General features: G+C 60.5%; 26 protein-coding genes. 21 read left to right on the top strand and 5 right to left on the bottom strand.

The window, feature by feature from the left end:
• Positions 1-106: 106 nt before the first annotated feature.
• Together HBO24_RS10130 and HBO24_RS10125 are read left to right on the top strand one after the other, a co-directional pair.
• A complete protein-coding gene (locus tag HBO24_RS10130) occupies positions 107-586 on the top strand; it encodes a GNAT family N-acetyltransferase (RefSeq protein ID WP_057439591.1) in 480 nt (159 codons plus the stop codon).
• Positions 587-657: 71 nt separating this feature from the next.
• Positions 658-1,461 (top strand): IclR family transcriptional regulator, encoded by an 804-nt coding sequence (locus HBO24_RS10125; protein ID WP_057960385.1) that lies wholly within the window; start codon positions 658-660, stop codon positions 1,459-1,461.
• Here HBO24_RS10125 and HBO24_RS10120 read toward each other — a convergent pair whose 3' ends face one another.
• Positions 1,462-2,514: an NAD(P)-dependent alcohol dehydrogenase gene (locus HBO24_RS10120; RefSeq protein WP_170059646.1), complete on the bottom strand. Its 1,053-nt coding sequence runs from the start codon at positions 2,512-2,514 to the stop codon at positions 1,462-1,464.
• A gap of 182 nt (positions 2,515-2,696) precedes the next feature.
• Here HBO24_RS10120 and HBO24_RS10115 point away from each other — a divergent pair, with 182 nt between their 5' ends.
• Positions 2,697-3,590, top strand: a complete 894-nt coding sequence (locus HBO24_RS10115) for an AraC family transcriptional regulator (RefSeq protein WP_057439589.1) — start codon at positions 2,697-2,699, stop codon at positions 3,588-3,590.
• A gap of 98 nt (positions 3,591-3,688) precedes the next feature.
• Here HBO24_RS10115 and HBO24_RS10110 read toward each other — a convergent pair whose 3' ends face one another.
• On the bottom strand, positions 3,689-5,353 hold the full coding sequence (locus HBO24_RS10110) for an electron transfer flavoprotein-ubiquinone oxidoreductase (protein WP_115128743.1): 1,665 nt from the start codon (positions 5,351-5,353) through the stop codon (positions 3,689-3,691).
• Positions 5,354-5,909: 556 nt separating this feature from the next.
• Here HBO24_RS10110 and HBO24_RS10105 point away from each other — a divergent pair.
• From HBO24_RS10105 to HBO24_RS10035, 15 genes are all read left to right on the top strand, one after another.
• The gene (locus tag HBO24_RS10105) at positions 5,910-6,659 is read left to right on the top strand and encodes an electron transfer flavoprotein subunit beta/FixA family protein (RefSeq protein WP_057960382.1); all 750 of its coding nucleotides are present in this window, start codon (positions 5,910-5,912) and stop codon (positions 6,657-6,659) included.
• A 2-nt stretch (positions 6,660-6,661) separates the two neighbouring features.
• A complete protein-coding gene (locus tag HBO24_RS10100) occupies positions 6,662-7,591 on the top strand; it encodes an FAD-binding protein (RefSeq protein ID WP_057960381.1) in 930 nt (309 codons plus the stop codon).
• 80 nt (positions 7,592-7,671) lie between these two features.
• Positions 7,672-8,487, top strand: a complete 816-nt coding sequence (locus tag HBO24_RS10095) for a transporter substrate-binding domain-containing protein (RefSeq protein ID WP_057960380.1) — start codon at positions 7,672-7,674, stop codon at positions 8,485-8,487.
• 9 nt (positions 8,488-8,496) lie between these two features.
• The gene (locus HBO24_RS10090; protein WP_057439585.1) at positions 8,497-8,853 is read left to right on the top strand and encodes a DUF4398 domain-containing protein; all 357 of its coding nucleotides are present in this window, start codon (positions 8,497-8,499) and stop codon (positions 8,851-8,853) included.
• Complete coding sequence (locus tag HBO24_RS10085) at positions 8,850-9,653, top strand: OmpA family protein (protein WP_057960379.1); 804 nt, start codon at positions 8,850-8,852, stop codon at positions 9,651-9,653. The genes HBO24_RS10090 and HBO24_RS10085 overlap by 4 nt, the downstream gene beginning before the upstream one ends.
• 299 nt (positions 9,654-9,952) lie before the next feature.
• On the top strand, positions 9,953-11,392 hold the full coding sequence (locus HBO24_RS10080) for a PLP-dependent aminotransferase family protein (RefSeq protein ID WP_170059645.1): 1,440 nt from the start codon (positions 9,953-9,955) through the stop codon (positions 11,390-11,392).
• Positions 11,393-11,496: 104 nt separating this feature from the next.
• Positions 11,497-11,985, top strand: coding sequence for a hypothetical protein (locus HBO24_RS10075; RefSeq protein WP_057439583.1), 489 nt, complete (start codon positions 11,497-11,499; stop codon positions 11,983-11,985).
• Between the two features lie 160 nt (positions 11,986-12,145).
• The gene (locus HBO24_RS10070) at positions 12,146-12,400 is read left to right on the top strand and encodes a YkgJ family cysteine cluster protein (RefSeq protein ID WP_076961156.1); all 255 of its coding nucleotides are present in this window, start codon (positions 12,146-12,148) and stop codon (positions 12,398-12,400) included.
• A 41-nt stretch (positions 12,401-12,441) separates the two neighbouring features.
• Positions 12,442-13,050 carry an START domain-containing protein gene (locus tag HBO24_RS10065; protein ID WP_057439582.1) on the top strand — a complete coding sequence of 203 codons (609 nt, stop codon included), beginning with the start codon at positions 12,442-12,444 and terminating at the stop codon, positions 13,048-13,050.
• 103 nt (positions 13,051-13,153) lie between these two features.
• On the top strand, positions 13,154-13,390 hold the full coding sequence (locus HBO24_RS10060; protein WP_225923814.1) for a hypothetical protein: 237 nt from the start codon (positions 13,154-13,156) through the stop codon (positions 13,388-13,390).
• A gap of 211 nt (positions 13,391-13,601) precedes the next feature.
• Positions 13,602-13,943 (top strand): ribonuclease E inhibitor RraB, encoded by a 342-nt coding sequence (locus HBO24_RS10055; RefSeq protein WP_170059644.1) that lies wholly within the window; start codon positions 13,602-13,604, stop codon positions 13,941-13,943.
• Between the two features lie 4 nt (positions 13,944-13,947).
• Positions 13,948-14,334 carry a hypothetical protein gene (locus HBO24_RS10050; RefSeq protein WP_170059643.1) on the top strand — a complete coding sequence of 129 codons (387 nt, stop codon included), beginning with the start codon at positions 13,948-13,950 and terminating at the stop codon, positions 14,332-14,334.
• Positions 14,335-14,405: 71 nt separating this feature from the next.
• Positions 14,406-15,815 carry a circularly permuted type 2 ATP-grasp protein gene (locus HBO24_RS10045; protein ID WP_057960374.1) on the top strand — a complete coding sequence of 470 codons (1,410 nt, stop codon included), beginning with the start codon at positions 14,406-14,408 and terminating at the stop codon, positions 15,813-15,815.
• A gap of 4 nt (positions 15,816-15,819) precedes the next feature.
• Positions 15,820-16,770 carry an alpha-E domain-containing protein gene (locus tag HBO24_RS10040; RefSeq protein ID WP_057439581.1) on the top strand — a complete coding sequence of 317 codons (951 nt, stop codon included), beginning with the start codon at positions 15,820-15,822 and terminating at the stop codon, positions 16,768-16,770.
• Positions 16,767-17,570 carry a transglutaminase family protein gene (locus HBO24_RS10035; RefSeq protein ID WP_170059642.1) on the top strand — a complete coding sequence of 268 codons (804 nt, stop codon included), beginning with the start codon at positions 16,767-16,769 and terminating at the stop codon, positions 17,568-17,570. Before HBO24_RS10040 ends, HBO24_RS10035 begins: the two co-directional genes overlap by 4 nt.
• A 39-nt stretch (positions 17,571-17,609) precedes the next feature.
• Here HBO24_RS10035 and HBO24_RS10030 read toward each other — a convergent pair whose 3' ends face one another.
• Positions 17,610-18,419, bottom strand: a complete 810-nt coding sequence (locus tag HBO24_RS10030) for a cytochrome c (RefSeq protein WP_233092127.1) — start codon at positions 18,417-18,419, stop codon at positions 17,610-17,612.
• 157 nt (positions 18,420-18,576) lie between these two features.
• Positions 18,577-18,786 carry a hypothetical protein gene (locus tag HBO24_RS10025; RefSeq protein WP_169960798.1) on the bottom strand — a complete coding sequence of 70 codons (210 nt, stop codon included), beginning with the start codon at positions 18,784-18,786 and terminating at the stop codon, positions 18,577-18,579.
• Between the two features lie 303 nt (positions 18,787-19,089).
• Between HBO24_RS10025 and HBO24_RS10020 the strand changes: the two genes are divergently transcribed.
• From HBO24_RS10020 to HBO24_RS10010, 3 genes are all read left to right on the top strand, one after another.
• A complete protein-coding gene (locus tag HBO24_RS10020) occupies positions 19,090-20,295 on the top strand; it encodes an acetyl-CoA C-acetyltransferase (protein ID WP_170059640.1) in 1,206 nt (401 codons plus the stop codon).
• Between the two features lie 16 nt (positions 20,296-20,311).
• On the top strand, positions 20,312-22,456 hold the full coding sequence (locus HBO24_RS10015) for a 3-hydroxyacyl-CoA dehydrogenase NAD-binding domain-containing protein (RefSeq protein ID WP_170059639.1): 2,145 nt from the start codon (positions 20,312-20,314) through the stop codon (positions 22,454-22,456).
• Positions 22,457-22,553: 97 nt separating this feature from the next.
• On the top strand, positions 22,554-23,276 hold the full coding sequence (locus HBO24_RS10010; protein ID WP_057439578.1) for an amidotransferase: 723 nt from the start codon (positions 22,554-22,556) through the stop codon (positions 23,274-23,276).
• 24 nt (positions 23,277-23,300) lie between these two features.
• Here the strand turns inward: HBO24_RS10010 and HBO24_RS10005 are convergent, their stop codons facing one another.
• The gene (locus tag HBO24_RS10005) at positions 23,301-24,272 is read right to left on the bottom strand and encodes a magnesium and cobalt transport protein CorA (RefSeq protein WP_115128735.1); all 972 of its coding nucleotides are present in this window, start codon (positions 24,270-24,272) and stop codon (positions 23,301-23,303) included.
• Positions 24,273-24,327 lie beyond the last annotated feature (55 nt).

The following is a 24,327-nucleotide window of genomic DNA, read 5'->3' as shown; positions in this document are numbered from 1 at the left end:
GTGCCAACATTGCTACAGGACGGAGTAATCACCTGCATAAAACCCTGCAAGCGGTCATCAAAGGGCCTTAGTATGTGTCCTTTCTTTTTTAGCCGCAGGCCTGTTCATGACCATCGAGATTCGTCCCGCCGTGCCCAGCGATGCTGCGCAGATCCTGACCTTCATCACTGAACTGGCCGAGTACGAAAAAGCCCGCCACGAAGTGATCGCCAGCGTGGTGGACATCGAGCGCAGCCTGTTCAGCGAAGGCGCTACTGCCCATGGCCTGATCTGCCTGCGTGATGGCTTGCCGATTGGTTTTGCGGTGTTTTTCTTCAGCTATTCCACCTGGCTGGGCAGCAACTGCCTGTACCTGGAAGACCTGTATATCAACCCGGAGCAGCGCGGCGGCGGGGCGGGCAAGAAGTTGCTGCGCCACCTGGCCAAGATCGCCTATGACAATGGGTGTGGGCGCTTTGAATGGAGCGTGCTGGACTGGAACGAGCCGGCCATTGCCTTCTATAAGTCCATCGGTGCCCAACCCCAGGAAGAATGGGTGCGGTACCGCATGGAAGGCGACGCATTGCGCGACTTTGCCCAGGGCTGAGATCGGCCCTGTCTTGGGGCCTGGCATTTGCCATAATGGCCGCCGCTTTCGCATTTCTAGATAGGCCCTACATGCAGGAAAACCCACCCATTCCCGCCAAAGACCCCGCGCCCACGGGCACCCAGACCCTGTTGCGCGGCCTGGGCGTGGTGCAGGCGGTGGCGGCCGGCGCGCGTGACCTCAAGGAAATCGCCCGGCGCATCGGCACCACCCGCAGCACCACCCACCGCCTGGCCAGTTGCCTGGTGGATGAGCGCTACCTGCGAGTGGTGCCGCAAGTCGGTTACCTGTTGGGGCCGAAGCTGATCGAACTGGGCTTCCAGGCGCGGGAAGAGCTGCCGCTGGTGACACTGGCGATACCCTATCTGGACGAGCTGTCGGCGCTGACCGGCGACACCATCCACCTGGCGATCCGCGAGTTCGACGATGTGCTGTACCTGCACAAGAACCCCGGGCGCAATGGTCCGGAAATGCGTTCGCGGGTCGGTCACCGCATGCCCCTGGCACGTACCGGGATCGGCAAGGCCTTGTTGCTCGATGACTCGCAAGAGGAGTGGCAGCGCCTGTATCAGGTCAGCTTGCCGGTAGGCGGGAAAAACCTGCACTGGCCGCAGCACCCGGAGCAATCCTGGGAGCAGTTTGAGCAGCGTATGCGTGAATACGTGGCGGGTGGCTATGCATTCGACCTGGAAGACAACGAGCCGTCGATCCGCTGCGTCGCCGCACCGGTGCGCGATGCCAGCCGGCGGATTGTCGCCGGCATCAGCATCGCCAGTACGGTGCCCTACATGCCGCTGGAAAAAATGGCCGAGCTGATCCCCCTGGTCAAGCAGGTCGCAGCGCGGCTGTCCGCGGAGTTGGGCGCGAAGGCCTGATCAGGCTTTCAAGGTGGCCATGTCGATCACGAAGCGGTACTTCACGTCGCCCGCAATCATGCGCGCATAGGCTTCGTTGATCTGGCGGATATCGAGCATTTCGATGTCGCAGGTAATGCCGTGCTCGGCGCAGAAATCCAGGACTTCCTGGGTTTCGGCAATGCCGCCGATCAGCGAGCCGGCCAGGACTCTACGGCCCAATACCAGCTTGGCGGCATTGACCGGCGGGTCGACCGGTTCGATCAAACCTACCAGGATATGCACGCCGTCAAAGCGCAGGACGTCGAGGTAGGGGTTCAGATCGTGCTGCACCGGAATGGTGTCCAGCAGGAAGTCGAAGCTGCCGGCGGCGGCTTTCATCTGCTCGGCATCGGTGGACACGATCACATGATCGGCACCCTGGCGTCGGCCTTCTTCTGCCTTGTTCGCCGAGCGGGTGAACAGCGTCACTTCGGCGCCCATGGCCTTGGCGAACTTGATGCCCATATGGCCCAGGCCGCCCATGCCGAGAACCCCCACCTTGTCGCCGGCCTTGACCCCGTAGTGCTTGAGTGGCGAGTAAGTGGTGATGCCCGCGCAGAGGATCGGCGCGGCGCTGGCCAGGTCGAGCTTGGTCGGGATCTTCACCACAAAGTGCTCGCTGACCACGATGCTGTCGGAGTAGCCGCCCATGGTGTTGCTGCCGTCTACCCGGTCCGGGGTGGCGTAGGTCATGGTCGGGCCTTCGAGGCAGTATTGCTCCAGGTCCGATTTGCACGCTTCGCAGTGGCGGCACGAATCCACCATGCAGCCCACGCCGACCAGGTCGCCAACCTTATGGGCGGTGACGCTGGCGCCGACGGCAGTGACCTTGCCGACAATCTCGTGGCCCGGCATCAATGGGTACACGGCGATGCCCCATTCGTTGCGTGCCTGGTGGATGTCGGAGTGGCAGACGCCGCAGTACAGGATTTCGATCGCCACGTCATCGGCGCGTGGGCTACGGCGCTCGAAGGACATGGGGGCGAGGGGAGTGGTGGCCGACTGGGCGGCATAACCGATGGCAGTGTACATGGTGCAAACCTCGCAAAAGCGTGGACGGGAGAGGTGGCGAATTCTGCGCGTCGACCCTGTGGGCGAACATGGCAAATGCTCCGAGTCTCATGCCTATTCGTCCGGGAGTGCCCGTGGATTGGATTCATTGGCCGCCAGACCTGCGATGATGTTCCTATCCCTTTTTCGCGAAGTTTTTTGCCATGTTGTTGACCCGCCATCTTGATGCCAACGCCACGCTGGTTTCCTTGATTGAGGGGCTTACGCCCTGCGACGGTTTCTCCCCGACCCACCTGGCAGGCGTGCAGGTGCTGCGCGCCAGTTGCGACGTGGCGCGCGGGCCGCAGATCTACGAACCGAGCCTGATGTTCGTGGCCCAGGGCAGCAAGCTCGCCTACCTGGGCCCGCGCACCCTGGAGTATGGCGCCGGGCATTACCTGATCCAGGCGATGCCGGTGCCGTTCGAATGCGAGACGTTTGCCATGGCCGCCGATGCCCCGCTGTATGGCGTGACCGTAGGCATTGATCGGGTGGTGCTGGGCGAATTGGTGATGGCTATGGGCATGCAAGCCGGCCCGCCGCCGGCGGCGCAGACCTTGGAGTCGATGAGCTCGGTGGTGCTCGATGACGCGATGCGCGGTTGCGTCGAGCGGCTGTTGCAGTGCCTGCACGATCCACTGGAAGCCCGGATCATGGGACCGGCGAGGGTGCGGGAATTACTGTTCACCGCCTTGCGCGGGCCACAGGCCGATGTGCTGCGGGCGCTGGTGGAACAGCAGGGGCAGTTCTCGCGGATTGCCACCTCATTGAATCACCTGCATGCCCATTACGCCGAACCGCTGAACATCGAGACCCTGGCCGGTTATGCGCATATGAGTGCGTCGACGTTTCATGAGCATTTCAAGCGCTGCACCCTGTTGTCGCCGGTGCAGTACCTCAAGCGCTTGCGCCTGCTCAAGGCCCAGCAGTTGTTACTGGCAGAAGGCATGGGTGTGGCGCAGGCGGCGCATAACGTGGGGTATCAGAGTACGTCGCAGTTCAGTCGGGAATATAAGCGCTATTTCCTGCGCAACCCGGGTGAAGAGCGAGCGGCATAGATGATCGTTCCCACGCGGAGCGGGGGAACGAGCAGGCAAGCCCACATTGACTCGAGTCGCCCATAAAAAAAGGCTCCCATTTGGGAGCCTCAGTTGGCTTACATATTCGGGTAAGTCGGCCCACCCGCGCCTTCCGGCGTCACCCAGGTGATGTTCTGCGAAGGGTCCTTGATGTCACAGGTCTTGCAGTGCACACAGTTCTGGGCGTTGATCTGGAAGCGCTTCTCGCCGTCTTCCTGGGTGATCACTTCGTACACGCCAGCCGGGCAGTAGCGTTGCGCCGGTTCATCGTAGAGCGGCAGGTTGGTGCCGATCGGGATGCTCGGGTCCTTGAGTTTCAAGTGGCACGGCTGTTCTTCTTCATGGTTGGTGCTGGAGAGGAACACCGAGCTCAGCTTGTCGAAGCTCAGCTTGCCGTCGGGTTTGGGGTAGTCGATCTTCTGGCTGTCCTTGGCCAGCTTGAGGCAGGCATAGTCCGGCTTGGTGTCATGCAGGGTGAACGGCATTTTGCCGCCGAGGATGTTCTGGTCGAACCAGTTGAAGCCGGCACCGATGATCGGGCCGAACTTGTGCATCGCCGGGCCGAAGTTACGGGTGGCGAACAGTTCCTCATAGAGCCAACTGGCTTTGAAGCTGTCGACGTAGGCCGTCAGTTCATCACCGCCTTCGGATTCGGCGAACAGACGGTCAGCCACGGCGTCTGCGGCGAGCATGCCGGACTTCATGGCGGTGTGGCTGCCCTTGATCTTGGCCACGTTCATGGTGCCCAGGTCGCAACCGATCAGGGCGCCGCCCTTGAATACCATCTTCGGCAGCGAGTTGATGCCGCCCTTGGCCAGGGCGCGGGCGCCGTAGCTGATGCGCTTGCCGCCTTCCAGGTACTGGGCCAGCACCGGGTGATGCTTGAGGCGCTGGAACTCATCGAACGGCGACAGGAAGGTGTTGCTGTAGGACAGGTCGACGATCAGGCCTACGACCACCTGGTTGTTTTCCAGGTGATAGAGGAACGAACCACCGGTGTTCTCGTTGCGCATGATGTCCAGCGGCCAGCCGGCGGTGTGGACCACCAGGCCTGGTTGGTGCTTGGCCGGGTCGATTTCCCAGATTTCCTTGAGGCCGATGCCGTAGTGCTGTACGTCGGCATCGCTGTCCAGGTTGAAGCGCTGGATCAGTTGCTTGCCCAGGTGCCCACGGCAGCCTTCGGCGAACAGCGTGTACTTGCCGCGCAGTTCCATGCCTGGGGTATACAGGCCTTCTTTGGGATGACCTTCACGGTCGACGCCGAGGTCGCCTGTGATGATCCCGCGCACAACGCCGTTTTCGTCGAACAGTACTTCCTGGGCCGCGAAACCTGGGTAGATTTCCACGCCCAGGTTCTCGGCCTGCTGGGCCAGCCAGCGGCACAGGTTGCCCAGGGAGATGATGTAGTTGCCTTCGTTGTGCATGGTCTTGGGCACAAAGAAGTCAGGCACCTTGGTGGAGGTGTCGCTGCTGCGCAGTACATAGATGTCGTCGCGCACCACCGGGGTGTTGAGTGGAGCGCCCAGTTCTTTCCAGTCCGGGAACAATTCGTTCAGGGCGCGTGGTTCAAACACGGCGCCGGACAGGATATGTGCGCCGACTTCCGAGCCTTTTTCGACCACGCAGACGCTGATTTCCTTACCGGCTTCGGCGGCCTTCTGCTTCAGTCGGCAGGCGGCAGACAGGCCCGACGGCCCTGCGCCGACGATGACCACGTCGAATTCCATGTATTCGCGTTCCACAGGCTATCTCCTACTCAAGGCTCAACAGTTTTTTTTCTAATGGGTGGAGGTTCGGTGTTTTATCTGTCGTCTTCTGCGCCAATTTCTTACAAAAGGGCAGGGGACGACCCACCTTTCTCTCTAGGTGGCGCATTATATCTACACCACTCTCAGCGTCCAATACAAACGTTTGTTTGAATTGCCCGCGAGCTAGGTAAATCAAAGCAACGCGGCTTATATCTGACCATTTTGCTGTATTGACCGGAAAAGGTGTTCCGGTCAATATACGGTCGGTTTTGCGCTTCTCGTAGGCGGACTGCCGGTTTCAAGGCCACGTCCAAAGACAAGGCACTGCTCATGCAGGTTGACGCGCACGTAATGCTGGCGCGCAGTTTACACGTTGCAACGATGAATGACTTGTCAGTCACCCCTGACGAACGGTCTTTATTATTGAGTACGTGCAACGTTACCTGTCATGAAGGCCTGCGTTTTTAGAGGTGCCCTTGTGCGCCGTTGAGCATCTACCGCCAGGTTTATCCGGGCGGCTTCCTTTTCACCGGAGAGTAACGAGGAATCCATGAAGGTTCTTGTAGCTGTCAAACGCGTTGTCGATTACAACGTGAAAGTTCGCGTCAAGGCGGACAATTCCGGCGTCGATCTGGCTAACGTCAAAATGTCGATGAACCCCTTCTGCGAAATCGCCGTGGAAGAAGCCGTACGCCTGAAAGAAAAAGGTGTCGTGACTGAAATCGTCGTCGTTTCCATCGGTCCGACCACTGCTCAAGAGCAGCTGCGTACCGCCCTGGCCCTGGGTGCCGATCGCGCGGTTCTCGTCGAATCCGCTGAAGAGCTGACCTCGCTGGCCGTGGCCAAGCTGTTGAAAGCCGTTGTCGACAAGGAACAGCCGCAACTGGTGATCCTCGGCAAACAGGCCATCGACAGCGACAACAACCAGACTGGCCAGATGCTGGCTGCACTGACCGGTTACGGCCAGGGTACCTTTGCCTCGAAAGTCGAAGTCAGTGGCGACAGCGTTGCCGTGACCCGCGAAATCGACGGCGGCGCGCAGACCGTTTCCCTGAAACTGCCGGCCATCGTCACCACCGACCTGCGTTTGAACGAGCCGCGTTATGCGTCCCTGCCAAACATCATGAAAGCCAAGAAGAAGCCGCTTGAAGTGCTGACTCCGGATGCTTTGGGCGTTTCCACCGCCTCTACCAACAAGACCGTCAAAGTCGAAGCGCCAGCTGCACGCAGCGCGGGTATCAAGGTCAAGTCGGTGGCTGAACTGGTCGAGAAACTGAAAAACGAAGCGAAGGTGATCTGATCATGACTATCCTCGTAATCGCCGAACACGATAACAAGGTGCTGGCCCCGGCCACCCTGAACACCGTGGCTGCCGCTGCGAAAATCGGTGGTGATATCCACGTGCTGGTCGCTGGCCAGAATGTGGGTGCCGTGGCTGAAGCCGCCGCGAAAATCGCGGGCGTGAGCAAAGTACTGGCCGCCGACAACGCTGCCTACGCTCACCAGTTGCCGGAAAACGTTGCCCCTCTGGTTGCAGAGCTGGGCGCTGGCTACAGCCACATCCTGGCTGCCGCCACTTCCAACGGCAAAAACATCCTGCCGCGCGTTGCTGCGCAACTGGACGTTGACCAGATCTCCGAGATCGTTTCGGTCGAAAGCGCCGACACGTTCAAGCGCCCGATCTACGCCGGTAACGCCATTGCCACCGTGCAGTCCACTGCTGCGGTCAAAGTGATCACCGTCCGTGCCACCGGTTTCGACCCGGTTGCCGCTGAAGGTGGTTCGGCTGCCGTTGAAGCGGTGGCTGCCGCGCACGACGCTGGTACTTCCAGCTTTGTTGGCGAAGAGCTGGCCAAGTCCGATCGTCCTGAACTGACCGCTGCCAAGATCGTCGTTTCCGGCGGGCGTGGCATGCAGAACGGTGACAACTTCAAACACCTGTACGCCCTGGCCGACAAGCTGGGCGCTGCGGTCGGCGCTTCCCGCGCGGCCGTTGACGCAGGTTTCGTACCCAACGACATGCAGGTCGGCCAGACCGGCAAGATCGTTGCGCCACAGCTGTACATCGCGGTCGGTATCTCCGGCGCGATCCAGCACTTGGCCGGTATGAAAGACTCCAAGGTGATCGTTGCGATCAACAAGGACGAAGAAGCACCGATCTTCCAGGTGGCGGATTACGGCCTGGTTGCGGACTTGTTCGAAGCCGTACCTGAGTTGGAGAAGCTGGTCTAAACCAGCCGCTTCACTTATAAAGAGCCCGGTCTTATGACCGGGTTTTTTTTTGCACGCCACTCTTGATCGGGAAACACGCCATGGAACTGCGTCGCTGGACTGTACTGCTGGGCCTGTCACTGCTGCCGACCGTGTCTATCGCGGCTGGCAAATGCGAGCGCCTGGTGGTGACCGGCAGCCCGGATGCGCCGCCCTACCTGTGGCGTGACCCCCAAGCCCCCACCCACCTGATCGGCGCGAATGCCGATGTGTTGCAACAAGTGGCCAAGGAACTGGGGCTGAAAATCGACCTGCTGTACGGCGGCAAGCGTTCCCTGGCCCTTGAAGAAGTGCGCAGCGGGCGCATGGACATGCTGCTCGACGCGCCGCTGAACGTCAGCGAACTGGAGACCCTGGACTACATCCACCCGGCGCTGATGCAGGCCGATTACCGGGTGTGGACCCGCGTCGACTCGCCCCTGGTCTACGCCAGCGCGGCCGATTTGCATGGCCACAAAGGTGCGGTCTCGGAGCGGGTGCGCCTGTCCCCTGAGTTTGAAACCTTTGCCAGCGAGCACCTGACCCTGGAACGCGTGCCAACCTTGACCCCGGCCTTGCAGAAACTGTTGCTGGGTGAAGTGGACTACGTGCTGGCGGGACGTTACTCCGGCATGGCCATGGCCCAGACCCTGGGGATGAGCAAAGACTTGCTGGCCCGTGAGCTGCCGATTGATCAGCCGGGGCTGTTCCTGGCGATTTCCCACAACTCTGCCTGCAATGATCCGTGGTTGCGCGGACAGCTCGCGAAAAAGATGACAGAATTGGCCGCGTCCGGTCTGACGGAAGCCGCGTTGCAGCGCAATATCGAACGCTGGAAGACGCAGTTGCAGCAACCCGTCGGTACCCCAACAAAGTAGGGATTTTTAGTGACTATTCGACCTCTTTTCGCCGCCCTCGCCGTAGTAACGCTGGCGGGCTGTGCCGCAGATCCTGCGCCGAATGAGCAAATGCGCCTGACCCAGCAAGCCCTGGAGCAAGCCGCCGCCGTGGGGGCCGTTGCTGACGACGTGCCCGAGTTGAAACTCGCCGAAACGAAGCTGGCCCAGGCCAAGGCCGATATGGCGGATGAATCCTACAAGGATGCCCGCATGCTGGCTGAACAGGCCGAACTGGATGCCCGCCTGGCAGAGGCACGGGTGCTGACGCAAAAAAGCCAGGAACAGTTGAATGTCCTCGACACCCGTATCACCCGCCTGCGCAAACAGCTGGGAGATGCCCAATGAACCGTCTGACCTGTGGGCTGCTATTGAGCAGCTTGGTGCTCGGCGGCTGTGCCAGCCACCCCAATAGCGACACTGCGTTGCAACAGGCCGGCAGCGACTTCCAGAAGGTCAAGGAAGACTCCAATGTATTGCGCATCGCGCCCAAGGACGTGATCCGCGCCGGTGAGTCCCTGGCCCGTGCCGACCGTCTGTCCAGCTACTGGGGCAGTGGTGGCGACGTGGTGCATTACGCTTACCTGAGTCAGCGCTACAGCGCGATTGCCCGGGAACATACGCAATTGGTGCTCAACGAAGAACGTGCCGCCAAACGCGAACTGGAGCGCCAACGCCTGCAACTGGCGCTGCGCGAGGCCAAATTGCTGAGCGTGCAACAACAGGGCAAGTGGCTCGAAGAGCAAATCGCCAGCCTGACCACCACCCAGACCGATCGTGGCCTGGTGATGACCCTGGGCGACGTACTGTTCGACACCGGCCAGGCCGAACTGAAAAACTCCGCCAACCGTACAGTGCTGAAGATCGTGCAATTCCTGCAACTGAACCCCAAGCGCGTAGTGCGGATCGAGGGCTATACCGACAGTACCGGCGGCGAGCAGGAAAACCTCAAACTGTCCCGTGACCGGGCACAGGCCGTGGCGGACGTACTGGTTGACCTGGGCATTGATGACAAACGCATCCAGGTGGAAGGTTATGGCGATCAGTACCCGGTGGAAGTGAATGCTTCCGAACGGGGGCGGGCGCAGAACCGGCGTGTGGAGATTGTCTTCTCCGATGACAAGGGCCAGCTCGGCGCCGCGCGCTGAACCTCAGTTCTTGTGGGCGCCGACTTGCCTGCGATACAGGCGACGCGGACTTTCAACTGAACCGCAGCGATGCCATTGCAGGCAAGCCAGCTCCCACAGGGAATAGGCTGTGTGTCTCGCCCCGTAACCCGATCCTCGATCGGGTTTTTCATGCCCGCCATTGCGTGCTCAACCCCTACAGTTTTTTCTATCACTGCCGCCCGTCCTCGACTATTGTGGCAACTGTCCCCGTACACTTCTAAACTGTGCCGGTATGTTTCACACAAAAATAAAATACCCGTGAAATCGAGTGCTGCGTCATGACCAATCTCTTGCTTTACCAACGTATCGCCCAGCAATTGGCTGAGGATATCCGGCGCGGTGTCTATCAACCGGGTGAGCGCGTGCCTTCGGTGCGCAAGATGAGCTCCCAGCTCAATGTCAGTCATGCCACGGTGTTGCAGGCCTACGCCAATCTCGAGGATCAGGGGTTGATCCGCGCGCGGCCGCAGTCCGGGTATTACGTGCACCAGACCCCGGCCCTGACCGCACCGACGCCGGATATTGCGCGGGTCGAGCGCCCGGGCCTGGTCACACGCAGCAGTATCATTCAACAGGTCTTGGTCGAGTCCCGTCGTGAAGGGGTGTTCCCGCTGGGGGCCGCCGTGCCCAGTGTCGATTACCTGCCGGTACGTGCGCTGCACCAGCAACTGGCCAAGGTCACGCGCTTTCAGAGCCCACGGGCGTTCAGCTATATGTTCAGCCCGGGCTTTGAGCCGTTGCGGCGCCAGGTCGCGATTCGCATGCGCGATGCCGGCGTGGTGGTCGACCCGTCTGAAGTGGTGATCACCCACGGGTGTGTCGATGCGTTGCAGATGTCCTTGCGCGTGCTGACCCGTCCCGGCGACCTGATCGCTGCCGAGTCCCCCACCTATTACGGCCTGTTGCAACTGGCGGACTTGCTCGGCCTCAAGGTCATCGAGATCCCCAGCGACCCGGCCACCGGCATGAGCCTGGAGGCTCTGCAACTGGCGGCCAACCAATGGTCGATCAAGGCCCTGGTTCTGACCACGCGCCTGAGCAATCCCCTGGGCGGCACCATGCCCGAAGAGCGGCAGAAACAGTTGCTGCGCCTGGCCTCGGATTTCGATATCCAGATTGTTGAAGATGATATCTACGGCGAATTGATGTTTGAATTGGGCCGCACCAAGGCCCTCAAGGCATATGACCGCCTGGACCGGGTGATCTACTGCTCGAGTTTTTCCAAGACCCTGTCCCCCGGCGTGCGCATCGGCTGGATGGTTGCCGGCAAATACCAGCAGGAGATCCAGCGCCTGCAGATGTTCAGCACCCACTCGGCGTGCAGCGTCACGCAGATGGGGGTGGCGGCGTACCTGGAGAACGGCGGTTACGACCGGCACCTGCGCTACATTCGCCAGGAATACCGCAAGAACCTCAGCGCCTTCCAGTTGGCGGTGCAGCAGTATTTCCCCGAAGGCACGCAGATGAGCCGACCGACCGGCGGTTTTATCCTGTGGGTCAGCCTGCCGGGCAGGGTCAACACCCAGGAACTGCACGTGCGCGCCCTGCAGCAGGGCATCAGCATTGCGCCGGGGCTGATCTTCAGCAATACAGAACAGTTCAACCACTGTATCCGGCTTAATTGCGGTACCCCGTGGAACCGTGAAGCCGAGCGCGCCTTGATGACTCTGGGCATGCTGGCCAACCAGTTGTGCCAGGAGGCGGCGAGCGGGTTTTGAAGGGCCAAAGACGGGCATGAACGGTAGGTGGCTAATCACCGCGCTTGTCATGCCGCGCTCAACAAGCGAGCATATGGCCTTCTGCCGTTAATGCTGTAGGCGATATGACTTATATTTTTCCTGCCGCGCTGTTGATCTGTCTGGCGGGCCTGTGCAACGCCACGCCTGTACTGGCAGCACCTGCCAGTGCGCCGATCGTGCTGGCAGCCGCTGAACAAAAGCCGGCCCCGGCTAAAAAAACGGTCCAGGCGAAAAAGCCCGCCCCGGTTAAAAAAACCGCCAAGGTGAAAAAGCGCGCACCTACCGCCAGCAAATCCAAGTCGGCCCGTGAAGTGGCCCAGACCAAGCTGGCGCCTGCACAACTGGACCTCAGTCTGCCCCAGGAAATGGTCCGCCATCTGCAGCCCCTTGGCACCATGCCGCAACCTAGAAACGTACCGTTGTTACCGCCGATGTTTGATGAGAAGCCGGTCGATAACAGTGCATTCCAGATCAACGGGCGCTTGCTCAGCAATGAAATGCAGTTGCAAATGCGCAATGAAGAGCGGCGCGACGTTGAAGGCGCGGCTCTGGATTTTGAATTCAAGAATTAATCTTCCCCGCAAAGTGACCTGATCCACTGACCTTCTGTCGCAGACTGGTCGGTCACTTTTGTTTTCTGCGAAAAACCCCTGTTAGACCATTTTAAAACGGATGTTTTAGGGCGTACTCTAGCCCGGCCATCAACACTATGTCGTCGAGGACCTGTTGGTCATGAAATGCCGTGAAGGCTGTGGCGCCTGCTGTATAGCCCCCTCCATCAGTTCGCCGTTGCCCGGTATGCCTAATGGCAAACCCGCAGGCGAACGCTGCCTGCATCTGTCGGTCGAACAGCTGTGCCAATTGTTTGGCCAGCCGGAGCGGCCTGCGGTGTGCGGTGCCTTTGCGGCAGATCTTGAGGTCTGTGGTAGTAGCCAGGAAGAAGCGATCAGGTTGATCGGCTGGTGGGAGCAGATGACGGCGGCTTAGTGGGCTTTAATGTCAGAACTTCAACAATAAGGAATACACCAATGGGTTCGCTGAAACGAATGGCTGTGTTGTGCGGTTTTACGGTGTTGTTTGCGGCTGCTGCACAGGCAGAAGAGTGGCAGGTTGCCAAGGATGAAGAAGGGATCAAAGTTGCCTTGAGTGAAGTGGCTGGCTCCAAGTACAAGGCTTATCGCGGCGTTACTGTGATCAAGGCGCCATTGGCCAAGGTCCAGGCCCTGCAGGACGATGTCGTCGGTGCCTGTAAGTGGATTCACGAATGCAAGTCGCAGAAGTTGCTCAAGAAGGAAGGCGACAAGAGCTGGACCTACACCCAGTTCAAGGCGCCGTTCCCGGTGACCGATCGTGACTCGATCCTGGAAATCACCACCACCCAGGCTGCCGATGGCAGCGTGACCCGCAAGCTGCTGGAAGTACCCACCTATCTGCCGGAAGAGAAGGGTTATGTGCGTGTGGCCCAGGTAGAAGGCTTCTGGAAACTGGTGCCCAAAGGTGCCGACCAGACCGAAGTGACCTACCAGGTCCACACCGAGCCAGGCGGCAGCGTGCCTTCCTGGTTGGCCAACAAGTTTGTGGTTGAAGCCCCCTTCAACACCTTGAAAGCCCTCAAGGCAGCGGCCGAGAAGCCGTAAGCCCAACCGATCAGGTGCCTCCTGCCTTGAGTGGAACGATCGCCGCGCCCTCAAGGTCCAGATAGGTATAAGCCCATCCATGGGCTTTATCGAGGAGGCACTGATGCAAAACTGGCAAGTTACCTTCGTTGATGATCACGGCGTGCAGTCCGTGGAGCAGTTCAGCTGCGCGCAAAAGCCCAGTCTCGAAGTCGCCGCACAGATGATTCGCGCCAAATTACTGCCCATCCCCGCCAAACTGGACCTCAATGACCTGGACGGTCGCATCGCCGAACCGACGGTGAAAAGCCTGAAGGATCAGAACAGTATCCAGATCCTCGACATCTCTCCCGCCCCCTGAATATTCCCTGTACGTTGTTAAAGCGCTGCTGGTGGAGCTGATAGCTTCGCGCTACTCTGCAAGGGAGATCAGCGAATGAATCGCTAAGGTCTGGTCTTGTCAGCTACATGCTTGTTTTCCTGCGGTGATGTCATTGCCGTCTACCTGCGCTGTTCACGCGCAGGCCCTGGGAAGCACGGAAAGTCTATCCATCGGTTCAGGAGGACGTTTCATGAGCACAGCCTATCAAGAAGACATCAGCACCCACGTGTTACGCCGCATGAAAGAGGGCGGCTTTGACTTTTCACGTTTCCACCCCATCGAGTTCTACGCCATTTTCCCGGACGAGGAACGTGCGCGCCGGGCTGCGGGTCGGTTTCGTGGCGAGTCGATCAATGCCCAGGTCAGTCCGCGGGATGATGGCGCCTGGTTCCTGGAATTAAGCAAAGTCATGTTCGCCACCTATGACGGTATAGGTGATTTCGAGCAGGACTTTGAGGCGGTAGTCGAGCCCTTGGGCGGGATTATCGAAGGATGGGGTGTGAAGCACGAGGTTCGTGGGTTACCCATGTAGTCGCATGATCAATAAAGCAGCGTATCGGCTGACCCTTGGGTCGGCCGATTTTGTTTGTGGCGCGGCAAAGTACTGGGAACTTATTGCGAAAAATCCTCCACAAAAAAAAGGCCACCCGAGCAGGGTGGCCAAAAGGGAAGACCGGAAAGAAGGGGAACCGGTCGGTACTTGCACGAGCAAATTACCGGCGGTGCTGTGGGGATGCTGTAGGACGAATCCTGTTCAGCGAATGTGGGTGATTATCCGCAGGCTTTCCCGGGCAGTGAAATCAACTCTGACTATGCTGGTGATAGGCAATGCCTGCGTCGCTTTGAAGCGCGCGTGGCAACGCTTGGGCGTTAACTGCACCAGGACGGTGCGTAGCAGCCTTTTACTGTATCCAACTGATTGATACTTAAGTGTTTATGCCGCTGGCACGGGCCTTGCGACAGTCCGTTGCGTCCGGGTGACAAGGAGTTCGGCATGATCCGCACTTATTACGATGAAATGTACGATGAGGTCGGCCAGGTCCGGCCTCACTATCGCGAGTTTGCCCGCTGGCTGGCTGAAACCCCGACCGAACTGCTGGCCCAGCGCCGCCGTGAAGCGGATCTGCTGTTTCACCGCGCCGGTATCACCTTCACCCTGTACGGCGACGAACAGGGCACCGAGCGCCTGATTCCCTTCGATACCATCCCGCGCAGCATTCCCGCCAGTGAGTGGCGGGTGGTCGAACGTGGCTGTATTCAGCGGGTCAAGGCATTGAACCTGTTCCTCGCCGACCTGTATCACGACCAACGCATTATCAAGGCCGGGATTATTCCTGCCGAGCAAGTGTTGGCCAATGAGCAATACCAACTGGCGATGCAGGGCCTGGACCTGCACCGTGGTCTCTATTCCCACGTCTCTGGGGTCGATCTGGTACGGGATGGCGACGGCACGTACTACGTGCTGGAAGACAACCTGCGCACCCCCAGCGGTGTGAGCTACATGCTCGAAGACCGTAAGATGATGATGCGCCTGTTCCCTGAACTGTTCGCCGCCCAACGCATCGCGCCGATCGACCATTACCCCAACCTGCTGCTCGACACCCTGAAAAGTTCCAGCCCGCTGGACAACCCCAGTGTGGTGGTACTGACGCCCGGGCGGTTCAACAGTGCGTTTTTCGAACATGCGTTTCTCGCCCGGGAAATGGGCGTGGAACTGGTGGAGGGCGCCGACCTGTTCGTGCGTGACGACCGGGTATTCATGCGCACCACCGACGGGCCCAAGGCGGTGGACGTGATCTACCGGCGTCTCGACGATGCCTACCTCGACCCGTTGGCCTTCAACCCGGAGTCGATGCTCGGCGTGCCGGGCCTGCTGGCCGCTTATCGCTCGGGTAATGTGGTGCTGGCCAATGCCATTGGCACCGGGGTGGCGGATGACAAATCGGTGTATCCCTTCGTCACCGACATGATCCGCTTTTACCTGGATGAAGAACCCATTCTGAAGAACGTTCCGACGTTCCAGTGCCGCAAGCCTGACGAGCTGTCCCATGTACTGGCCAATTTGCCAGAGCTGGTGGTCAAGGAAACCCAGGGCTCCGGTGGCTACGGCATGCTGGTCGGGCCAGCCGCCACGGCCGCCGAGATCGAAGCCTTTCGCGCACGGATCAAGGCCAAGCCCCATGCCTACATTGCCCAGCCGACCCTGTGCCTGTCGACGTGCCCGACCTTTGTCGAAAACGGCATCGCACCGCGGCATATCGACCTGCGGCCGTTCGTCCTGTCGGGCAAGGAAACCCGCGTGGTGCCGGGCGGGCTGACCCGTGTCGCGCTGCGTGAAGGCTCGCTGGTGGTCAACTCGTCCCAGGGCGGCGGCACCAAAGACACCTGGGTGGTGGAGGATTGAAGCCATGTTGAGCAGAACTGCCTCGGATTTATATTGGATGTCGCGCTATCTGGAGCGCGCGGAAAACCTCGCGCGCATGCTGGATGTCAGCTATTCGCTGTCGCTGATGCCCCAGGATGGACGCGGCGATGGCCTGCACGAACTGGCCATGCCCCTGCTGATCACCGGCACTCTGGACGACTATCACGCGCGTCACGGCGAATTGCATGCCGAGCGTTTGTTGCACTTCTTTGCCCTGGACGCCGCCAATCCGGCGAGCATCTACAGTTGCCTGGGTGCCGCCCGCGCCAGTGCCCATGCCGTGCGTGGGCGAATTACCGCCGACATGTGGGAAAACATCAACGCCACCTGGCTGGATATTCGCGTCATCGCCCAGGAAGGCCTGAGCCGTTATGGCATGAGCCGTTTCTGCGAATGGGTCAAGGAACGCTCCCACCTGTTTCGCGGCGCCACCTACGGCACCATCATGCGCAACGACGCTTTTCGCTTTATTCGCCTGGGCACCTTTATCGAACGGGCGGACAACACTTTGCGCCTGTTGGATGCCCGCTACGAGATGGCCGGTGACCAGGCCGAAGTGGTGATTGATGGCACCGCCCACGCCTACTACCAATGGAGTGCGCTATTGCGGGCCTTGTCGTCGTTCGAGGCCTATACCGAAATCTACCGTGATGCTCCCGGCGCTCGTCAGGTGGCCGAACTGTTGCTGCTGCGCGCCGATGTGCCGCGCTCTTTGCGCGCGTGCAGCGAAGAAATCGACCAGATCCTCGCCAGCCTGCCCGGCCTCAACGGCCGCCCGGCGCAGCGCCTGGCCGCCGAGATGGACGCGCGCCTGCGCTTTACCGCGATTGACGAAATCCTCGAGGAAGGCCTGCACGCCTGGCTGACCGACTTCATCCCCCTGGTGCGCCAGTTGGGTAACGCCATTCACCATTCCTACCTGGAGGCGGCATGAGACTTTCCATCAGCCACGAAACCACCTACCGCTATGAAGACCAGGTGCGCGCAAGCATCCAGTACCTGCGCCTGACCCCTCACGACAGCGAGCGCCAGCATGTGCTCAGTTGGCAGCTGGATCTGCCGCGTCCGGTACGGGCCCAGTTGGACCCGTTCGGCAATATCCTGCATGTGCTGACCCTGGATGAGCCCCATGAATCAATCATCATCGGCGCCCGGGGCCAGGTGGATATCGACGAGTGGCGCGAGGCCGAGCATGACAGCCAGTCGCCATTTCCTTTCCAGCGTTGCACGCGCCTGACCGAACCGGACGAGGCCCTGCGTGCCTTTGCCGAGCAGCACTGCGGCAAGCGCCGGGATCGCAATGCCCTGATTGACCTGATGCACGCCCTCAACCAGCACATCGCCTATGTGCCGGGCGCCACCCAAGTGGAGACCAGCGCGGCCGAGGCGTTCGCCGGGCGGGCCGGGGTTTGTCAGGATCATGCCCACGCCTTCCTGGCCTGCGCGCGCAGCCTGGGGATCGCCACGCGCTATGTGTCGGGGTATTTGTACAGCGAGGACAGTGAACACCTGGCCAGCCACGCCTGGGCCGAAGCCTGGCTGGATGACGCCTGGTACAGCTTCGATGTGACCAACCAGTTGGCGCGCCCGGAGCGGCATTTGAAACTGGCAGTGGGCCTGGATTACCTCGATGCATGCCCGGTGCGCGGCATGCGCCGTGGCGGCGGGCACGAGCAGATGCATGCCAGGGTATTTGTGGCACCGAGCCCGGTGATTCTGGTGCAGCAGCAATAATCCCCGCCGCATCCTGCTGAAGCCGGCTAGCCGGCTCTATCAGTGCGCGTCGGTTTTGCGCGTGGCCATATGCTTCAAATACCCTACCAGCAACTCCAGGTCGGCATCCGGCAACACGCTGGCGGCAAACGCTGGCATTTTGGCTTGCGGCCAATGCCTCAGGCTCTGGGGATCACGGATATAACGCTTGAGGAAGTCGCCGCCGAAATACTCGGTCGGGCTGTAGGGCAGATTCAGATCCGGCCCTACCTGCGCGTCACCCGCGCCGTTTAGACGATGACAGGCCAGGCAGTTTTTCTGAAACAGGGCAAACCCCTGGTTGATCGGGTCATTCACCGCCAGCGCCGGGTCCGGCAGCAGCGCCGGGAAGCGTTCGGCAACGGTTTTCAGCTGTTTGATCGTCGAGATCTGAAATGGCCATTGTTCCGGGCTGATCCCGCTCGCCTGGGGCCGGGTCCATACCAGATAGAACGGCCCGGCACTGGGTTTGCCAGTGGCCAGTGGCGGCCAAGGATGAACCGGATCTTCCACCGCCAGCCACGCCTGGGCGCCGCTTTGCTGAAGCAGCGGTGCGGCGGCCAGTTCGGCGGCAAAACCATCCAGCGCCACCGCCTGCACATGGTTATGCGCCAGCAGGCCCGGTAAGAGTGCGGCCAGCGGCACCGCGCGATAGGTCATAGTGCGCTTGTAGGAAACGTCATCGACGATCTGCACGGTCTGCGCAGCTGGGTGCTTGAGCAGGTCTGCGGTTTGCCACGTGGTGCGGCTGTGATCTAGCTCGATGGTCAACGAGGCGGCGCTGGCGGGGTAGGCCAGGATCAGCAGCAACAGAACGATAAGGTATTTCAAGGCAGGGCCCATCCGGCAATGGCGATAGGGTCTCAGGATACCGGACAACCACCACCAAACCGCAGGCAAAAAAGGCAGCCCCGGTTACGGGAACGCTCTAGGCGGTTTCCCGGACGGTGCTGCCAAAAGCTTGAGTATTCAGGTGTGATCGGCCCGCTCAACCAATGATCTTGGTCAGGTTGGGCAAAATCAGAATCAGTGTGGTGGCGAAGAGAATAAGCCCCGCCTGGCGAACTTTCGATTGTTTGAACATGGCTGACTGCCTTTTGTTGTTATTCCTGAGCCAAGCACCATCATTGGCTACATTAAGCCGGCTAGATGGCATTTTTCTTACAGCTGCTCCAGCAAGACCCGGCAGCAGCGTCATACACTTCTTACTGATTCAACCTTAGAGCCCTTGTCGGGCTTGACTTAGAACGCTTTCGTATCAAGTTATATTGAAAGCCGTTTAAAAAAGCATGAGGCATATAGCCATCTGCGCCCCAGCCCCTTGGCTAGACAGCTAAAACGATTAACCCGGTGTTTCCGATAGTCTCCTACCGTTCGTCTGAGCGTGGTCGTCAAGGTCAATGAGCGCATCGGTCATTGAATCTGCCCTCGCGGCGCTTAAGGTAAGGGCACGGTCGGCTCTCCCCTTGAGAGCTCCATTGCACAGTGGTTCGAGGACGTCATGACCCAAGCTTTGATCTTTGATGCGATACGTACGCCCCGGGGCAAAGGCAAGGCCGATGGCGCCTTGCACAGCGTCAAGCCGGTGAACCTGCTGGCCGGCTTGCTCACCGCCCTGCAACAGCGCAGCGACCTGGACACGCGCCAGGTGGATGACATCGTGCTCGGTTGCGTCACGCCAGTCGGGGATCAGGGCGCGGACATCGCCAAGACCGCCGCGCTGGTGGCCGACTGGGACGTCAGCGTCGCCGGTGTGCAGGTCAACCGTTTCTGCGCGTCGGGCCTGGAAGCGGTCAACCTCGGTGCGATGAAAGTACGGTCCGGCTTCGAGGACCTGGTGGTGGTGGGCGGTGTCGAGTCCATGTCCCGCGTGCCCATGGGCAGTGACGGCGGTGCCTGGGTGCTGGACCCGCAGACCAATATGCACAGCCACTTCACGCCCCAGGGGATTGGCGCCGACCTGATTGCCACCCTGGAAGGCTTCTCCCGCGAAGATGTCGATGCCTTCGCCTTACACTCCCAGCAGAAAGCAGCGCGGGCCAGGTCAGACGGTTCCTTCAAGAAATCCCTGATCCCGGTGCAGGACCAGAACGGGATCGTGTTGCTCGATCACGACGAATTTATCCGTGGCGACTCAACGCTCGAGGGCCTGGGCAAGCTCAAGCCGAGCTTCGAAATGATGGGGCAGATGGGCTTTGATGCCACGGCGTTGCGGGTCTACAGCCATGTCGAGCGCATCCAGCATGTGCACACACCGGGTAACAGCTCCGGGATTGTCGATGGCGCGGCCTTGATGCTGATCGGCTCCGAGGCCCGTGGTCGTGAACTGGGGCTGCATGCGCGTGCGCGCATCGTTGCCACGGCGGTGACCAGCACCGACCCGACCATCATGCTTACCGGCCCCGCGCCCGCCACTCGCAAGGCCCTGGCCAAGGCCGGCCTGCGGGTCGAGGACATCGACCTGTTCGAGGTCAACGAAGCCTTTGCCTCGGTGGTGCTCAAGTTCATCAAGGACATGGGCATCGACGCTGCCCGGGTCAACGTCAATGGCGGCTCGATTGCCATGGGCCACCCGCTGGGGGCCACGGGGTGCGCGATCCTCGGCACCTTGCTCGACGAACTGGAGGCGCGCCAGCAGCGCTACGGCCTGGCCACGCTCTGTGTGGGCGGCGGCATGGGTATCGCCACCATTATCGAACGCCTCTGAGCCTAAGGAATTTGTCATGACCGACGCCATTCGTTACGAAAAAGGCCAGGACCAGATCGTGGTGCTGACCCTCGACATGCCCGGCCAGAGTGCCAACACCATGAACGCAGCCTACCGCGAGGCCATGGCCGCCACCGTCGCGCGCCTGGACGCGGACAAGGACGCGATTGCCGGGGTCATTATTACCTCGGCGAAAAAAACCTTCTTTGCCGGCGGCGACCTCAATGAACTGATCAAAGTCGACAAGCCCCACGCCAAGGCGTTCTACGACATGGTCCTGGGCCTGAAGGCGCAACTGCGCAGCCTGGAAACCTTGGGTAAACCGGTGGTGGCCGCGATCAACGGCGCGGCCCTCGGCGGTGGCTGGGAGTTATGCCTGGCGTGCCAGCACCGTGTGGCGCTGGATCACCCGGCCGTGCAGGTCGGCTTGCCGGAAGTCACCCTCGGCCTGCTGCCGGGCGGCGGCGGGGTAGTGCGCATGGTGCGCATGCTGGGCCTGGAGAAGGCCTTGCCGTACCTGCTGGAAGGCAAGAAGATCAGCGCACAAAAGGCTCTGCAGGCCGGTTTGATCGACGAATTGGCGGCGGATCGCGACGAGCTGTTGGCCAAGTCCCGGGCCTGGATCCTGGCCAATCCAACGGCCAGGCAGCCTTGGGATATCAAGGGCCATCAGATCCCCGGTGGCACACCGTCCAACCCCAAAGTCGCGCAAATGCTCGCCATTGCGCCGTCGATCCTGCGCAGCAAAACCAATGGCTGCTTCCCCGCGCCGGAGAAAATCCTCTGTGCCGCGGTGGAAGGCGCCCAAGTGGACTTCGACACCGCACACCTGATCGAGACCCGCTATTTCACCGAGCTCACCACCGGCCAGGTGGCGAAGAACATGATCGGCACCTTCTGGTTCCAGCTCAACGAAATCAACGCCGGTGGCTCACGCCCTGGGGGATTTGCGCCGTATGTCACACGCAAGGTCGGCATCCTCGGCGCCGGCATGATGGGCGCGGGGATTGCCTATACCAGCGCATCGGCGGGCGTGGAGGTGGTGCTCAAGGACGTCACGCTGGCAGCGGCAGAGAAGGGCAAGGCCCACTCGGCAGCGTTGCTGGACAAGAAGGTCAGCCGTGGGCAACTGACCCCTGAGCAGCGCGAAAGCACCCTGGCGCGGATCCATCCTACCGATAGCGATGCCGACCTGGCCGGTTGCGACCTGATCATCGAAGCCGTATTCGAAGACCGCGACCTCAAGGCCAAGGTCTCGGCCGCCGCCCAGCAGGTGGTAGGCGCTGACGCCGTGATCGCTTCCAATACGTCCACCTTGCCCATCAGCGGCCTGGCGAGCGCGGTGCCTGATCAAGGCAAGTTTATTGGCCTGCACTTCTTCAGCCCGGTGGAAAAAATGCCCCTGGTGGAAATCATCAAGGGCGCCAACACCAGCGACGAAACCCTGGCTCGTGGTTTTGATTTCGTACTGCAAATCAAGAAGACCCCGATTGTGGTGAATGACAGTCGCGGCTTCTTCACCTCGCGGGTGTTCGGCACCTTCACCAATGAAGGCATTACCCTGCTCGGCGAAGGCGTGGCCGCGCCGATGATCGAGACCGAGGCGCGCAAGGCCGGGATGCCGATTGGCCCGCTGGCGATCTCTGACGAAGTTTCCCTCAACCTGATGAGCCATATCCGCCAGCAGACAGCCAAGGATCTGCATGCCGAAGGCAAGGCACTGCCCGAGCATCCGGCGTTTGCAGTGATTGACCTGCTGCTCAATGAGTACAAGCGCCCAGGCAAGGCGGCGGGCGGTGGTTTCTACGAGTACCCCAATGGTGGCCAGAAATACCTGTGGCCAGAACTCAAGGTGCGCTTTGAAAAGCCGGGCCAACAGATTTGCGCCCAGGACGTGCGCGACCGCCTGCTGTTTATCCAGGCCATCGAAACGGTACGGTGTGTGGAGGAGGGCGTGTTGATGTCCACTGCCGATGCCAATATCGGCTCGATCTTCGGCATCGGCTTTGCGGCCTGGACCGGCGGGGCGCTGCAGTTTATCAACCAGTATGGGCTGAACGACTTTGTGGCCCAGGCGCGTTACCTGGCCGAGCAGTATGGCGAGCGCTTCAGCCCGCCAGCGCTGTTGCTGGAAAAAGCCGCCCAGGGCACGACGTTCTAACCTCCCGACCGGGCCTGGGTGGGGCTTGCCTTGAAAGGGTATTTCAAGGCAGGCTGGTGGGTGTGCGTTATTCCCATCACCGTGTCAGGTATTTTTTATGTCGCTACGCGTCTGCATTCTGGAAACCGATATCCTGCGTCCGGAACTGGTCGATCAATATCAAGGTTACGGGCAGATGTTCCAGCGCCTGTTTTCGCAGCAGCCGATTGCCGCCGAATTCGTCGTCTACAACGTCATGGAAGGTCACTATCCGGCGGACAGCGAAGTGTTCGACGCCTACCTGGTCACGGGTAGCAAAGCGGACTCCTTCGCGACCGACCCGTGGATCGAAACCCTCAAGGCCTACCTGTTGAACCGCTATGAGCGGGGCGACAAGCTGCTTGGCATCTGTTTCGGCCATCAACTGCTGGCGCTGCTGCTGGGCGGCAAGAGCGAGCGTGCGAGCCAGGGCTGGGGCGTGGGCACCCACAACTATCAATTGGCCGCCAAGGCACCGTGGATGAGCCCGGTGGTGGAAGAACTGACCCTGTTGATCAGCCATCAGGATCAGGTCACGGCATTGCCGGAAAATGCCACGGTGATCGCCTCCAGCGACTTTTGCCCGTTTGCTGCCTACCACATCAATGACCAGGTGCTGTGCTTCCAGGGCCACCCGGAATTTATCCACGACTACTCCCGGGCCTTGCTCGATATCCGCCAGCTCAACCTGGGCGAGCAGATCTATCAGCAAGGTGTCGCCAGCCTTGCACGCGACCACCACGGCGTGACCGTGGCGGAATGGATGATGCGTTTTGTGGCCCACAAGCCGCAGGTCGCCTGACTGTGAGCGGTCGGGGTGGGCAGGTTACAGCCACCCCGAGCGCTTGAAGCTGGCCCACAACCCCGTGCACCCCGTCGCGATAAACCCCAGCACCGCAAAATAGCCGTAGTGCCATTGCAGCTCCGGCATATTCTGGAAGTTCATCCCGTAGATCCCGGCCACCGCTGTGGGGAAGGCGAGGATCGCCGCCCAGGCTGCAAACTTGCGCTGCACCACGCTCTGGCGCGAGGCTTCCAGCAGTACACCGATCTCGATGGTCTGGCTGGCGATGTCGCGCAGGGTCGAAAGGTCTTCCATCTGCCGCGTGACGTGGATCTCCACATCGCGGAAGTACGGGCGCATGTTCTTGTCGATAAACGGGAAGTCCAGCTTCTGCAGTTCCTCGCTGATTTCCACCATCGGCGCTACATGCCGGCGCAGCCGCAGTACGTCGCGGCGCAGGCCATGCAGGTTCTGGATATCGCGCTCATTCAGGGAGTTGCACAACACGTTGTGCTCCAGCGCGTCGATCTCGGCATGAATCGCCTCGCTCACCGGCTGGTAGTTTTCGGTGACAAAATCCAGCAGCGCATAGAGTACGAAATCCTCCCCGTGTTCCAGCAACAGCGGCCGCGCTTCACAGCGCTGGCGCACATAGCCGTAGGACGCCGAGTGGCCGTTGCGCGCGGTGATGATATAGCCTTTGCCGGCGAAGATATGGGTCTCGATAAACTCCAGCTTGCCCTCATGGCGCACCGGCGAGTAGGTCACGATAAACAGTGCGTCGCCAAAGGTTTCCAGCTTGGGGCGGCTGTGTTTTTCCAGGGCGTCTTCGATGGCCAGTTCATGCAGGTTGAACTGGCGTTGCAGGTTGGCCAGCTCCTGGGCGTCGGGCTCTTCCAGGCCGATCCACACAAAGTGACCGGGCTTGGCTGCCCAGGCGGCGCCTTCATCGAGGGTGATATTCTGGATTTTTTTCCCGGCGCTATAGACGGCCGCCGCAACAACTCTACCCATAATGCTGATCGCTTCTTTGACAAGTGGCAGTAACCGGCCAGCTTAGCCTGAAACG

Source organism: Pseudomonas sp. WS 5410 (genome assembly GCF_012985645.1).
Taxonomy (GTDB): Bacteria; Pseudomonadota; Gammaproteobacteria; order Pseudomonadales; family Pseudomonadaceae; genus Aquipseudomonas; species Aquipseudomonas shahriarae.
This window is presented reverse-complemented; position numbering and strand designations above follow the sequence as displayed.